This is a genomic window from Burkholderia sp. AU32262 (genome assembly GCF_020419985.1).
GTDB lineage: Bacteria > Pseudomonadota > Gammaproteobacteria > Burkholderiales > Burkholderiaceae > Burkholderia > Burkholderia semiarida.
This window is the reverse complement of sequence record NZ_JAIZRS010000003.1, coordinates 333178-346148: the sequence shown is the minus strand read 5'-3', so window position 1 is coordinate 346148 and position 12971 is coordinate 333178. Positions and strand designations below refer to the sequence as shown.

The window sequence follows — 12971 nt, the reverse complement described above, 5'->3', positions numbered from 1 at the left end:
GAGAGAAAACCCGGCGAAGCGATCTTCGCCGGGTTTTTTTATTGCGCGGGCATCAATGCGCGAACGCGTCCGGCACGTCGGTCACGCGGCGGTGCGACAGTTGCGACGTCCAGTCGAAACCGGCCGCGCGCGGGTGCGTGGGGCCGGCCGGCTGCGTGGCGCGCAGCGCGTTCGCCATGGCGATCAACGTGGCAGGCTCGTCGAGCGCGTCGCGCGTGACACGCGTGTCTGCCTCGTGCGGCGGTGGGGCGCGCCGAACGCGCGTGCCGGTGTTGGTGGCGTCGTGCTGAATCGGCCGATGCGCAGCCAGCCGTGGCACGGCCGGTGTGCGGGGTGGCGCTTCCGTCGTGCGCTGGCCGGCTGCCGGACGTGGCGAGGCAGGAGCGGCATGCCGCACGTCGGGCGTTGCTTGCGGGTGAAGCGATGCGGGGCCGCGCGCGACGCGGTGCGTGGCTGGCGGCGAGACCATCGTATGCGCGCCAGCCGTCGCTACCTTGGGTTGAGGCATGGCGTTCGTCGACGTGACCGGTGTAGCCGCGGCGACATGTGTGGTGTCGGTCGATGTCGCGATGTGAGCGGGTGCGCCGCCGGCGGCTTGAATCGCGTATGCGGGAACGGAATCCGCAGGTGGCTCGTGCGCGCCGATCAGCCAGGCGATGATGCCGAGCGCGCCGATGCTCCAGCAGACGGCGTATCGCGCGCGCCGATCGCGAGGCGGGCGCACGGAACGGCGCAAGTACCGACCGGCGACAGCCGCCGGCGTGACGGGCAATCCGGCCGAAGCGGGCAGTGCCGCCGCCACCGGCAGCGGCTGCCATCGGCACGCGCTGTGCGGCCGGTCGATATCGATGCAGGATGTCGTCAGTGTCGCGAGGCAGTGGCTGCCGGGCCGTGCGCCGGACGCACCGAGGAACCGCCATTCGCGGCCGAACGGCGGGACGTGATCGAGCGGAGTGGCGCGAGGGCGGGCGAGCGCGCCTTCGACCGGGACGAGGGGCGATGGGGTCATGAGAGCGGTACGCCGTGCGACACAGGCCCGTGCCGACGCGGCGCGGAAACGTCGTCGCAAATCTTGCCATTGTGGTCAGCCGGCGCGGGTCGGTCGATCAGATCGATCTGATTCTTGTGCCCGTTTCGGGGCGACTTGTACGAGGCGGACGCCGTGACGGCCGTGATGGGGCACCACAAGGCAAATGTCGGCTTGACGTGGCATGATGCGCGAATCTTGCTGGCGGCGCGCCGTTACGCGCCGCGCCGCCGGCGGGCAGCGATGCCCGTGTGCGCGTGCCAACGCTGCGCGCCGCGCATCGTCGGTTTCATGCGGCGCGGAATTCGCGCCATCCGAGCTTAGCGAGAAAACATGTCCACAGCATCGCCTGCCATTGCGCAGGAATCGAAAGTCCGCACCGTCTTCCGCGTCGTCAGCGGCAACTTCCTCGAAATGTACGACTTCATGGTCTACGGGTATTACGCGTCGGCCATCGCGAAAACGTACTTTCCGAGCGGCAACGCGTTCGCGTCGCTGATGCTGTCGCTGTCGGTATTCGGCGCGGGCTTCCTGATGCGGCCGGTCGGCGCGATCGTGCTCGGCGCATACATCGACCATCACGGCCGCCGCAAGGGGTTGATCCTGACGCTCGGGCTGATGGCGATCGGCACGCTCACGGTGGCCGCGATACCCGGCTATGCGACGATCGGCGTGCTCGCGCCGGTGCTCGTGCTGCTCGGCCGGCTGTTGCAGGGCTTCTCGGCGGGCGTCGAGCTGGGCGGCGTGTCGGTGTACCTGTCGGAGATCGCGACGAAGGGCCACAAGGGGTTCTATACGTCGTGGCAGTCGGGTAGCCAGCAGGTGGCCGTCGTGTTCGCCGCGTTCGTCGGCGTCGTGCTGAACCGCGCGCTGCCGGTCGAGGAAATGACCGCGTGGGGCTGGCGCATTCCGTTCCTGATCGGCTGCCTGATCGTGCCGTTCCTGTTCCTGATCCGCCGCTCGCTGAAGGAAACCGACGAATTCCTGGCGAAGCGTCACCGCCCGACGATGGGCGAGATCATGCGCTCGATGCTCGACAACTGGGGTATCGTGGTAGCCGGCATGGGGATGGTGATCATGACGACGGTGTCGTTCTACATGATCACCGCCTACACGCCGACCTTCGGCAAGGAAGTGCTGCACCTGTCGTCGCTCGATGCGCTCGTCGTGACAGTCTGCATCGGTATCTCGAACCTCGTGTGGCTGCCATTGTCCGGCGCGCTGTCCGACCGCGTCGGCCGCCGTCCGGTATTGATCGCGTTCACCGTGCTGACGCTGCTGACGGCTTACCCGGCGGTGCTGTGGCTCGTCGGCGATCCGTCGTTCCTGCGGCTGCTCGCGGTCGAGCTGTGGCTGTCGTTCCTGTATGCGTCGTACAACGGGGCGATGGTCGTCGCGCTGACCGAAGTGATGCCGGCCGACGTGCGCACGGCCGGCTTCTCGCTCGCGTACAGCCTCGCCACGACGATCGGCGGCTTCACGCCGGCGATCTCGACGCTGCTGATCCACGAGACGGGCAACAAGGCGGCGCCGGGGCTGTGGTTGAGCGTGGCCGCGATCTGCGGCTTGATCGCGACGCTCGTGCTGTACCGCACGGGCGAAGCGCGCAATCAGTACAAGTCGGCCTGACGGCGGCCCGCATGTCGCGCGGCGTCGGCCGCGCATCTCATATTTCATCGAAACAGGGAGCGCGATGCGCTCCCTGTTTCGTTTGCGGTCATGCCACGCGCAGCATGTCGGCCACCATGGCCGCCACGTCGAGCCATGCGCCCGGCGCGGGCTGGCGGGCGATCCTGGCCTGCGGATACCACGGGCAATCGTCGCCGGTGAACCAGCGCCAGTCGGCCGCGAACGGCAGCATGACCCAGAGCGGCTTGCCGAGCGCGCCCGCGAGGTGCGCGACCGCCGTGTCGATCGTGACGACGCCGTCGAGGCGCTCGATCAGCGCGGCCGTATCGCCGAAGTCGTTCAGCCGGCCGTCGAGACGATGCATGCGCGGATGCGCGTCGATGCGCGCCCGTTCGTCGTCGTCGAGTGCGGGCTGCAGCACGATCCAGTCGATGTCCGGCAGTGCGAGCAGCGGCGCGAGCGCGTCGAACGGCATCGAGCGGTTTTCCTGTGCCTGTCGGCGCCCCGACCATGCCAGGCCGAACTTGCGCTTCGACTGCCCGCCGAGCGAGCCGCGAAAGCGCCGGCGGGCGCCGTCGGGCGCGTGCAGATAGCGCGAGCCGACGATGTCCTCCGGCTGAAGCCCGAGCAGGAACGGCAGGCTCATCAGCGTGCACGCGACATCCGCGGCAGGCGGCTTCGCGGCGCCCTGGGCGACGAGCGTCACGCGCCAGCGCGACGCGGCCGGCGTCAGCAGCGCGACGAGTTCCGGCTGGACTTCGAGTACGACGCGCGCGCAGCGTGCGCGGGCGAGCGGCACGAAGCGGACGAACTGCAGCGTGTCGCCGAACCCCTGTTCCGCGCGGATCAGCAGCGTGCGCGACGCAATCGGCTCGCCCTGCCAGCGCGGCAGCGCGCCGAGCGGCGTCGCGCCGGGCGTCTCGTGGCGCGCTTCGTAGGCGGGCAGGCCGCGCGTGAAGTCGCGCAGCGTCAGCAGCGTGACCGCGCGATGCAGCCGCGCGAGCGTGAGATCGGGCGCGACGCGCAGCGCCTGGTCGAATGCGCGCAGCGCCATCTCGTGCGCGCCGAGCGCGTGATGCGCGTTGCCGAGATTCAGCCACGCGAGCCCGAACGACGGATCGAGCCCGACGGCGCGCTCGTAGTAGGGCAGTGCGTCGCGGTGGCGCGCCTGCGCGCAGAGCGCGTTCGCGAGCCCGAACAGCGCGAGCGGAAACGGCGGGTGCAGTGCGAGCGCGGCTTCGAACGCGGCCGCCGCCTCGGCATGCCGGCCGAGCGCGTCGAACGTGTTGCCGAGATTGAAATGCGCGGCGACGAAACGCGGCTGCGCGGCGATCGCGGCCTGGAAGTGCACGATTGCATCGTCAGCGCGCCCCATCGCATTCAGCGCCATCCCGAGATTGTTGTGCGCGCCCGCATGCCCGGGCCGGAGCTCGAGCGCGCGACCGAACGCGGCGAGCGCGTCGTCGTGGCGGCCGAGCGCGTTCAGCGCGTTGCCGAGATTGTTGTGGATCGACGCGTCGTCCGGCGTGAGCCGCAGCGCGCGGCCGAAGGCGTCGATCGCATCGTCGTGACGCTGCAGCGCCGCATACGCATTGCCGAGGTTGTAGTGTGCGAGCGGAAATTCGGGCGCGAGCGTCAGCGCATTGCGAAAGCGGTCGATCGCTTCGTCGAGCCGGCCGAGCGCTTTCAGCGCGTTGCCGAGATTGAGCTGCAGTGCGGCATCGTTGGGGCGCAGCGCGACGGCCCGGCCGACGAGATCGGCGGCCTCGGCGTGCTGGCCCTGCTGGTGCCGCAGCACGCCGAACAGGTGCAGCGCGTCGGCGTCGGCGGGGTTGGAGGCGAGCGCGTGGCGATAGCCGTGCTCGGCCTCGGCGAGGCGGCCCGCGCGGTGTGCGGCGTACGCCCGGTCGAATGCGGAATCCATGACGCGAAAACTGGCGGAAAGCGCGTATTTTCCCACACCGCGGGGTAGGGCCGCGTATCGGCCGGTCGGCATATGGCCCCGTCACGCGGAGCGGCGTAGACTTGCAGAGTCGCGTGTCATCGAGGTTTCCATGGCTGACACACTGTCCGATATCCCACCCGTGCTGATCGTCGGCGCGGGGCCGACCGGCCTTGCCGCGGCGATGAGCCTGGCGCGGGCCCGCGTGCCGGTGCGCATCATCGATCGCCTGGCCGCGCCCGCGCCGTTTTCGCGTGCGATCGGCATCCAGGCGCGCACGCTCGAGCTGCTGGAGCAGCATCGCGCGGTTGAGCCGTTTCTCGCGCTCGGCCATCGCGCGCATGCGGCCGAGCTGCATGCCGACGGCCGCGTGATCGCGCGGCTCGATTTCGATCCGCTGCAAACGCGCTATCCGTATCTGATGTTCCTCGACCAGAGCATCACCGAGCGGCTGCTCGCCGAGCATCTGGCCGGGATGGGCGTGACCGTCGAGCGCGGTACCGCGCTGACCGCGTGCGACGCGGGCGGCACGTCGCTCGACGTGACGCTGCGCCGCGCAGATGGTCACGACGAGTCGTTCGCGCCGTCGTACCTGATCGCGGCCGACGGCGCGCACAGCACGGTCAGGCATCTGCTCGGCCTGGGCTTCGCCGGGCATGCATTCGAACAGACTTTCCTGCTGGCCGATTTCGCGGCGATACCCGAGTGGCCGGACGAAGAGATCCGCCTGTTCACGACGCCCGAAGGTATCGCGGGCCTGTTTCCGATGGGAAGCGGCCGTTACCGGCTCGTCGCGGACCGGCCGCCCGGCAGCGACGCGTCGCCCGGCGCGCCGGCGCCGTCGCTCGAGGAATGCGACGCGATCATCCGCGCGCGCGTCGGCGCCTCGATCTCGCCGAGCGATCTCGCGTGGTCGTCCTATTTCCACCTGCACAGCCGGATGGTCGACCGGCTGCGTCATGGCCGCGTGTTCTTCGCGGGCGACGCCGCGCACGTCCACAGCCCGGCCGGCGCGCAGGGCATGAACACCGGCATCCAGGAGGCGTTCAACCTGGGCTGGAAGCTCGCGCGCGTCCTTGGCGCAGGCGCACCCGAGCGGTTGCTCGACACGTATCACGCGGAGCGCCATCCGATCGAGCGCGACGTGCTGCGGCAGACCGGTTTCGTCACGCAGGTCGTCGAAGCCGAGCGCGGCGCGATGAAGCTGCTGCGCGATCACGTCGTGCCGCTGCTGGCGTCGTTCGGGCCGATGCGCGACGCGCTGCGGCGCACGGTGAGCGAGCTCGGCGTGCAGTACCGGAAGAGTCCGCTCACGCTCGAGCGCGTGCTCGACGGCGGCCCGCGCGCGGGCGAGCGCGCGCCCGATGCGCTCGTGCACGTGCTCGACGGGCCGCTCGGTCGTGCGCCCGGCACGGCGCGGCTATACGATCTTCACGATCCGGCGAGCTTCACGCTGTTGCTGCTGGAGGAGCCGGTGGATACCGACGCCGGCGAGGTGCCGCCGATCCCGGCCGATGCGCGGGGGCTCGTGCAGGGGCTCGAACGCATCATGCCGGAAGCGGTGCGCGTGTGGCGTGTCGCCGATGCCGAAGGCGACGGGGCGGCGGGGCTCGCGCAGGAATACGGCCGCTCGCGGCCGTCGTTCTATCTGCTGCGGCCGGACGGCTATGTTGCCGCGCGCGGGCGCACGGCGACCGACGCCAATGCGCTGCTGCGCCATTGCGAAAACTGGTTCGCGGGCATGTCGGTGTCCGCGTAGCCGCGCAGTCAGGCGGGCGCCGCGGCGGGGACGAGCGACGCGCGGTGCGCGGCGATCGCGTCGCGCACGATCGGCGTCGCGCGTTGCCCGGCCGCGTTCGACGGATCGTCGAGCGCGGCGAGCAGCGCTCGGCGCATGCGCGGCTCCCAGAAGCGCCGGATATGCTCAGCGATGCCGGCCAGCGCTTCGTCGCGATCGGGCATCGATTCGAAGAATGCGCCGATCTGGTTGGCCATGTCGATCAGGTGGTCGTTGTCCATTGCTGCCTCACTTGCCTGTCGTCACGGCGGCCGGCGCGGCCGCGCGGCGCTCGAGCAGGTCGAGCTGCTCCGAGTTGAAGCGCGCATAGGCACGCTGCCAGTCGGACGGTTGCGCAACCGGCAACACCTGCACGGCCGTCACCTTGTATTCGGGGCAGTTCGTCGCCCAGTCGGAGCTGTCCGTCGTGATCACGTTCGCGCCCGATTCGGGGAAGTGGAACGTGGTGTACACGACGCCCGGCTGCATGCGCTCCGTCACGAGCGCGCGCAGCACCGTCTGCCCCGCGCGCGACTCGATGCCGACCCAGTCGCCGGTGCGGATCCCGCGATCCTGTGCGTCGTGCGGATGGATCTCGAGGCGATCCTCTTCATGCCACCGGACGTTTTCGGTGCGGCGCGTCTGCGCGCCCACGTTGTATTGCGACAGAATGCGGCCCGTCGTCAGGATCAGCGGATAGCGCTGCGTGACCTTCTCCGGCGTCGGAATGAACTTGGTGATCACGAACCGGCCCTTGCCGCGCACGAACGTGTCGATGTGCATCGTCGGCGTGCCTTCCGGCGCGTGTTCGTTGCACGGCCACTGGATGCTGCCGAGTGCGTCGAGTTTCTCGTACGACACCCCCGCGAAAGTCGGCGTGAGCCGCGCGATCTCGTCCATGATTTCCGACGGATGCGCGTAGTGCATGTCGTAGCCGAGCGCCTGCGACAGCAGCAGCGTGACTTCCCAGTCCGCATAGCCCGCGAGCGGCGGCATCACCTTGCGCACGCGCGAGATCCGGCGCTCCGCGTTCGTGAACGTGCCGTCCTTCTCGAGGAACGTCGAGCCCGGCAGCAGCACGTGCGCGTATTTCGCGGTTTCGTTCAGGAAGATGTCCTGCACGACGATGCATTCCATCGCCGACAGCGCGGCCGCCACGTGCTGCGTGTTCGGATCCGACTGGACGATGTCCTCGCCCTGGCAGTAGAGCCCCTTGAAGCTGCCGTCGAGCGCCGCGTCGAACATGTTCGGGATGCGCAGCCCCGGCTCCGGCTGCAGCGTGGCCGACCACGCCTGCTCGAACTGCGTGCGCACGACCTCGTCGCCGATGTGCCGGTAGCCGGGCAGCTCGTGCGGGAACGAGCCCATGTCGCATGAACCCTGCACGTTGTTCTGGCCGCGCAGCGGATTGACGCCGACGCCTTCGCGGCCGACGTTGCCGGTCGCCATCGCGAGGTTCGCGATGCCCATCACCGTCGTCGAGCCCTGCGCGTGCTCCGTCACGCCCAGGCCGTAATAGATCGCGGCGTTGCCGCCCGTCGCGTAGAGGCGCGCGGCCTCGCGCACCCGCTCGGCCGGCACGCCGGTGACGTCCGCGGTCGCCTCGGGCGAATTGTCGGGCTGCGCGACGAAGTCGCGCCATTGCTCGAACGCGCGCGTGTCGCAGCGCTCGGCGACGAAGGCCTCGGCCACCAGCCCTTCGGTGACGATCACGTGCGCCAGCGCATTGACGATCGCGACGTTGGTGCCGGGGCGCAACTGCAGGTGGTGCGTGGCCTTCACGTGCGGGCCGTCGACGACGTCGATGCGGCGCGGATCGATCACGATCAGCTTCGCGCCTTCGCGCACGCGCCGCTTCAGCCGCGAGCCGAACACCGGATGGCCGTCGGTCGGGTTCGCGCCCATCACGACGATCACGTCGGCCTGGCCGACCGAGGCGAACGTCTGCGTGCCGGCCGATTCGCCGAGCGTCGTCTTGAGGCCATAGCCGGTCGGCGAGTGGCACACGCGTGCGCAGGTATCGACGTTGTTGTTGCCGAATGCGGCGCGCACGAGTTTCTGCACGAGATAGGTTTCCTCGTTCGTGCAGCGCGACGACGTGATGCCGCCGATCGAATCGCGGCCGTACTTCTGCTGCAGCTTGCGGAATTGCGTCGCCGCGTACGTGAGCGCCTCTTCCCAACTCACTTCGCGCCACGGGTCGGTGATCTTCTCGCGGATCATCGGCTTCGTGATGCGGTCCTTGTGCGTCGCATAGCCCCACGCGAAGCGTCCCTTCACGCACGCGTGGCCTTCGTTCGCGAGACCGTTCTTGTGCGGCGTCATGCGCACGACTTGCGTGCCCTTCATCTCGGCCTTGAACGAGCAGCCGACGCCGCAATACGCGCAGGTCGTGACGACCGAGTGTTCGGCCTGCCCCAGTTGCACGACGGATTTTTCCTGCAGCGTGGCCGTCGGGCAGGCGGCGACGCACGCGCCGCACGACACGCATTCCGACGCCATGAACGATTCGCTTTCGCCCGCGGCGACGCGCGATTCGAAGCCGCGCGCGGCGATCGTCAGCGCGAACGTGCCCTGCGTTTCCTCGCACGCGCGCACGCAGCGGTTGCAGACGATGCACTTCGACGGGTCGTACGTGAAGTACGGATTCGACTCGTCCTTCGTGTCCTTCAGGTGATTCGCGCCGTCGAAACCGTAACGCACCTCGCGCAGCCCGACCACGCCCGCCATGTCCTGCAGCTCGCAGTCGCCGTTGGCCGGGCAGGTGAGGCAGTCGAGCGGGTGGTCGGAGATGTACAGCTCCATCACGTTGCGGCGCAGCGACTGCAGCCGGTCCGACTGCGTGCGCACCTTCATGCCGGCTTCGGCGGGCGTCGTGCACGACGCCGGATAGCCGCGCCGGCCCTCGATCTCGACGAGGCACAGCCGGCACGAGCCGAACGGTTCGAGCGAATCGGTCGCGCAGAGCTTCGGGACGTTGACGCCGGCTTCGATCGCCGCGCGCATCACCGACGTGCCGGCCGGCACCGTGACCGGCTGGCCGTCGATTTCGAGCGTGACGTCGGTATCGGCATGCCGTTGCGGCGTGCCGTAATCGGTATCGTCGAACGGGTCGCGGGCGCGCGCCTGTGCCGCGCTCTTGCACGCGCATTGGCCCGAGCCGCAGCCGCCTTGGCGGACGTTGTTCGTGTCGAGTGACATGCAGGGCTCCTTCTGGGTCAGGCCGCGGCCTTGACCGGGCCCGACGCGGCATCCTTGCCGGCAGCGAGCCCGAAATCTTCGGGGAAATGGTCGAGTGCGGACAGCACCGGGTACGGCGTCATGCCGCCCATCGCGCATAGCGAACCGGCCAGCATCGTGTCGCACAGGTCGCGCAACAGCGTGACCTGCCGCTCCGACGTATCGCCGTGGCGGATCCGCGCGATCGTCTCGACACCGCGCGTCGAGCCGATCCGGCACGGCGTGCACTTGCCGCACGATTCGATCGCGCAGAACTTCATCGCATACTCGGCCAGCTCGGCGAGATTCGACGTGTCGTCGTGCAGCACGATGCCGCCGTGGCCGACGACCGCGCCGATCGCCGCGTACGCCTCGTAGTCGAGCGGCACGTCCCACTGGTGGTCGGGCAGGTAGGTGCCGAGCGGGCCGCCGACCTGCGCGGCGCGTGCCGGCCGGCCGCTGGCCGTGCCGCCGCCGAAGTCGAACAGCAGTTCGCGCAGCGTGACGCCGAACGCGAGCTCGACGAGACCGCCGTGACGGATGTTGCCTGCGAGCTGGAACGGCAGCGTGCCGCGCGAGCGGCCCATCCCGTAGTCGCGATAGAACGCGGCGCCGCGCGCGAAGATCACGGGCGCCGTCGCGAGCGTGATCACGTTGTTGATGACCGTCGGCTGGCCGAACAGGCCGGCGAGCGCGGGCAGCGGCGGCTTCGCGCGCACGACGCCGCGCTTGCCCTCGAGCGATTCGAGCAGCGCCGTTTCCTCGCCGCATACGTACGAGCCCGCGCCTTTCGCGACGTGCAGCTCGAACGCGTGCGCGGAGCCGAGCACGTGCTCGCCGAGCCAGCCGGCTTCACGCGCGCGGACGATTGCCGCTTCGAGCGTGGCGATCGCGTGCGGGTATTCGCTGCGCACGTAGATGTAGCCGACCGTCGCGCCGGTGGCGACGCCCGCGATGATCATCCCTTCGATCAGGCAGTACGGGTCGCATTCCATCAGCAGGCGGTCGGAGAACGTGCCCGAATCGCCTTCGTCCGCGTTGCAGACGATGTATTTCTGCGCGGCGCGCGCCTGCCGCACGGTACGCCACTTGATGCCGGCCGGGAACGCCGCGCCGCCGCGGCCGCGCAGCCCCGACTCGATCAGCGTTTCGCATGCGGTGTCGCCGTCGAGCGCCAGCGCGTTCTTCAGGCCGGCAAGCCCCTCGTGTTGCAGATAGTCGTCGATCGACAGCGGATCGGTCAGGCCGATCCGTGCGAACGTGAGCCGCTGCTGGCGGGCGAGGTAGGGCAGCGCGTCGACGAGGCCGACGCCGTTCGGGTGCGCGCCGCCGTCGAGCCAGCCGGCGTCGAACAGGGCGGGCACGTCGGCGGCCGACAGGTTGGCATAGCCGACGCGGCCCGCGGCCGTCCCGACCTCGACGAGCGGTTCGAGCCACAGCAGCCCGCGTGACCCGTTGCGGACCACCTCGATGGCGACCCCGCGCCGTTCGGCCTCGGCCGAGATCGCGGCGGCGAGCGCGTCGGCGCCGAGCGCCAGCGCGGACGAATCGCGCGGAACGTAGATGCGGGTCGTCATGCCGCCTCCTGCGCGTGGGCCACCGCGTCGGCCAGCAACGCGTCGAACTTCTCCGGCGTGACCTTGGCGTGGAGCACCCCGTTGACCGTCATCGACGGCGATTGCGCGCACAGTCCGAGGCAGTAGACCGACTCGAGCGCGACGTCGTCGGGCGTACGGGCCGCGGCGGCATCGCCGTGCTTGGCGTCGAACCGGCAGCCCGTGCGGGCTTGCGCGTGGGCGGCGAGCGCCTCGCAGCCCATGCTGCGGCACGCTTCGGCGCGGCACATCTGGATCGTCACGCGGGCGGGCGGCGCGGTGCGGAAGTGGTGGTAGTAGGTCAGGACGCCATGTACTTCCGCGCGCGACAGGTTCAGCACCTTGGCCAGCGGCGCGATGCAGCCCGCCGGCACGTAGCCCGCGTCGTCCTGGATCGCATGCAGGATCGCGACGAGCGAGCGGCCGGCGCGCGCATGGCGCTCGACGAGCACGTCGGGCGCAGGGGAATTCGGGGACATCGGTTTTGCTCCTCCAAAGCCTCATATGCGCTCGAAATTCATATAGTGCGCATCGCGACTTCGTTCTGATTGATTTTCATCCACGATAAGCGGAAGATTTCGCGGTCGCAATAGGAAATCGGAGTGCATAATTGATTCGGGTCGAATGCGACGCGTATCTGACCGTACGCGACACGGAAGGCCGGTCGGCCAGTCTGTCGGACGTCGCTCCGCTGCTGGAACTCGTGGCCGATACGGGCAGCATCGCGCAGGCCGCGCAAGCCAAGGGACTGTCGTACCGGCACGCGTGGGGCATGCTACGCGCGCTGGAATCGTGCATCGGCGGGGAATTGATCGAAACCGCGCGCGGCAAGGGTTCGACGTTGTCGGCGCTCGGCCGGGCGGTCGTCGATGCGCAGCGTCTGGCGCATAGTCGCCTCGACGGGAACCTGCGCACGCTGGCGGCCGAGGTGGCCAGCGACCTGAACCGGCGGCTCGCGCAGCGCGACGGCGCCGTGCGCATCCATGCGTCGCACGGTTATGCGGTCGCGACGCTCGTTTCCGCGCTCGTCGATGCGCAGGCGGCCGTCGACATCAAGTATCGCGAGAGCGTCGAGGCCGTGCAGGCGCTCGCCCGCGGCGAATGCGACCTCGCCGGTTTCCATTTGCCGCGCGGCGCGTTTCGCGCGCAGTGCGCGCAGATCTACCGGCCGTGGCTCGACGACGCGCGCCACGTGTTGATCCACCTGACACGCCGCCAGCAGGGGCTGTTCGTGCCGCGCGGCAACCCGAAGCAGGTGCGCGGGCTGGCGGATCTCGCGCGTGACGACATCCGCTTCGTCAACCGCCAGCCGGGGTCGGGCACGCGCATGCTGCTGGATCTCGCGCTGCGCTCGATCGGCATCGATCCGGAGCGCATCGACGGCTATGCGTCGGCCGAACTCACGCATTCGGCGATCGCGGCGTTCGTCGCGAGCGGCATGGCCGATCTCGGCTTCGGCGTCGAGCCGGCCGCCCGTCACTTCGGGCTCGACTTCATCCCGATCGTCGACGAAGACTATTACTTCGCATGCGAACGCGCGCGGCTCGATGTGCGGCCGCTCGCCGATGTGCTGGCGCTGCTGCGCGACGCACGCTTCGTCGAACGCGTCGCGCGTCTCGACGGCTACGATCCGGCTGCGTGCGGCGCGCTGGAGCGCATCGCGACCGGGCTGGCCGGCGGCGACGGCACGAGCGTGCCGGACGGCAATTCCCGGTAACGAGGACGCGATCGAACCGCGCTGCAGCAGCGGGGGATTTGCGCTACGCTTGCCGCTTGATCAAC

At 69.5% G+C, this 12971-nt stretch carries 9 protein-coding genes; 3 read left to right on the top strand and 6 right to left on the bottom strand.

Features of this window, described 5'->3' with window-relative positions:
- Positions 1–52: 52 nt before the first annotated feature.
- Positions 53–1069 (bottom strand): hypothetical protein, encoded by a 1017-nt coding sequence (locus LGN10_RS05155; protein WP_319001212.1) that lies wholly within the window; start codon positions 1067–1069, stop codon positions 53–55.
- Positions 1070–1360: 291 nt separating this feature from the next.
- Here LGN10_RS05155 and LGN10_RS05150 point away from each other — a divergent pair, with 291 nt between their 5' ends.
- A complete protein-coding gene (locus LGN10_RS05150; RefSeq protein ID WP_060965712.1) occupies positions 1361–2656 on the top strand; it encodes an MFS transporter in 1296 nt (431 codons plus the stop codon).
- An 88-nt stretch (positions 2657–2744) separates the two neighbouring features.
- Here LGN10_RS05150 and LGN10_RS05145 read toward each other — a convergent pair whose 3' ends face one another.
- Positions 2745–4580 carry a tetratricopeptide repeat protein gene (locus tag LGN10_RS05145; RefSeq protein ID WP_413227134.1) on the bottom strand — a complete coding sequence of 612 codons (1836 nt, stop codon included), beginning with the start codon at positions 4578–4580 and terminating at the stop codon, positions 2745–2747.
- A 130-nt stretch (positions 4581–4710) separates the two neighbouring features.
- Between LGN10_RS05145 and LGN10_RS05140 the strand changes: the two genes are divergently transcribed.
- Entirely contained in the window at positions 4711–6357 is a 1647-nt protein-coding gene (locus LGN10_RS05140) for an FAD-dependent monooxygenase (protein ID WP_226222045.1), read from the top strand.
- A gap of 8 nt (positions 6358–6365) precedes the next feature.
- On the opposite strand, the gene LGN10_RS05135 is transcribed toward LGN10_RS05140, so the two are convergent.
- The 4 genes from LGN10_RS05135 to LGN10_RS05120 are packed head-to-tail and all read right to left on the bottom strand — an operon-like array spanning position 6366 to position 11668.
- Positions 6366–6617 carry a formate dehydrogenase subunit delta gene (locus LGN10_RS05135; RefSeq protein WP_059574078.1) on the bottom strand — a complete coding sequence of 84 codons (252 nt, stop codon included), beginning with the start codon at positions 6615–6617 and terminating at the stop codon, positions 6366–6368.
- 7 nt (positions 6618–6624) lie between these two features.
- Positions 6625–9576 (bottom strand): formate dehydrogenase subunit alpha, encoded by a 2952-nt coding sequence (fdhF, locus tag LGN10_RS05130; RefSeq protein WP_226222043.1) that lies wholly within the window; start codon positions 9574–9576, stop codon positions 6625–6627.
- A 17-nt stretch (positions 9577–9593) separates the two neighbouring features.
- Positions 9594–11171 carry a formate dehydrogenase beta subunit gene (locus LGN10_RS05125; protein WP_124859533.1) on the bottom strand — a complete coding sequence of 526 codons (1578 nt, stop codon included), beginning with the start codon at positions 11169–11171 and terminating at the stop codon, positions 9594–9596.
- Positions 11168–11668 (bottom strand): NAD(P)H-dependent oxidoreductase subunit E, encoded by a 501-nt coding sequence (locus LGN10_RS05120; RefSeq protein ID WP_226222041.1) that lies wholly within the window; start codon positions 11666–11668, stop codon positions 11168–11170. The genes LGN10_RS05125 and LGN10_RS05120 overlap by 4 nt, the downstream gene beginning before the upstream one ends.
- A gap of 131 nt (positions 11669–11799) precedes the next feature.
- Here LGN10_RS05120 and LGN10_RS05115 point away from each other — a divergent pair, with 131 nt between their 5' ends.
- Positions 11800–12906, top strand: coding sequence for a substrate-binding domain-containing protein (locus tag LGN10_RS05115; protein WP_226222039.1), 1107 nt, complete (start codon positions 11800–11802; stop codon positions 12904–12906).
- Positions 12907–12971: the final 65 nt, after the last annotated feature.

Excerpts from the sequence above, each read along its gene's own strand:
- LGN10_RS05150 (WP_060965712.1), top strand. The coding sequence starts at position 1,361 with ATGTCCACAGCATCGCCTGCCATTGCGCAGGAATCGAAAGTCCGCACC.
- LGN10_RS05145 (WP_413227134.1), bottom strand. The coding sequence starts at position 4,580 with ATGGATTCCGCATTCGACCGGGCGTACGCCGCACACCGCGCGGGCCGC.
- LGN10_RS05140 (WP_226222045.1), top strand. The coding sequence starts at position 4,711 with ATGGCTGACACACTGTCCGATATCCCACCCGTGCTGATCGTCGGCGCG.
- LGN10_RS05135 (WP_059574078.1), bottom strand. The coding sequence starts at position 6,617 with ATGGACAACGACCACCTGATCGACATGGCCAACCAGATCGGCGCATTC.
- fdhF (WP_226222043.1), bottom strand. The coding sequence starts at position 9,576 with ATGTCACTCGACACGAACAACGTCCGCCAAGGCGGCTGCGGCTCGGGC.
- LGN10_RS05125 (WP_124859533.1), bottom strand. The coding sequence starts at position 11,171 with ATGACGACCCGCATCTACGTTCCGCGCGATTCGTCCGCGCTGGCGCTC.
- LGN10_RS05120 (WP_226222041.1), bottom strand. The coding sequence starts at position 11,668 with ATGTCCCCGAATTCCCCTGCGCCCGACGTGCTCGTCGAGCGCCATGCG.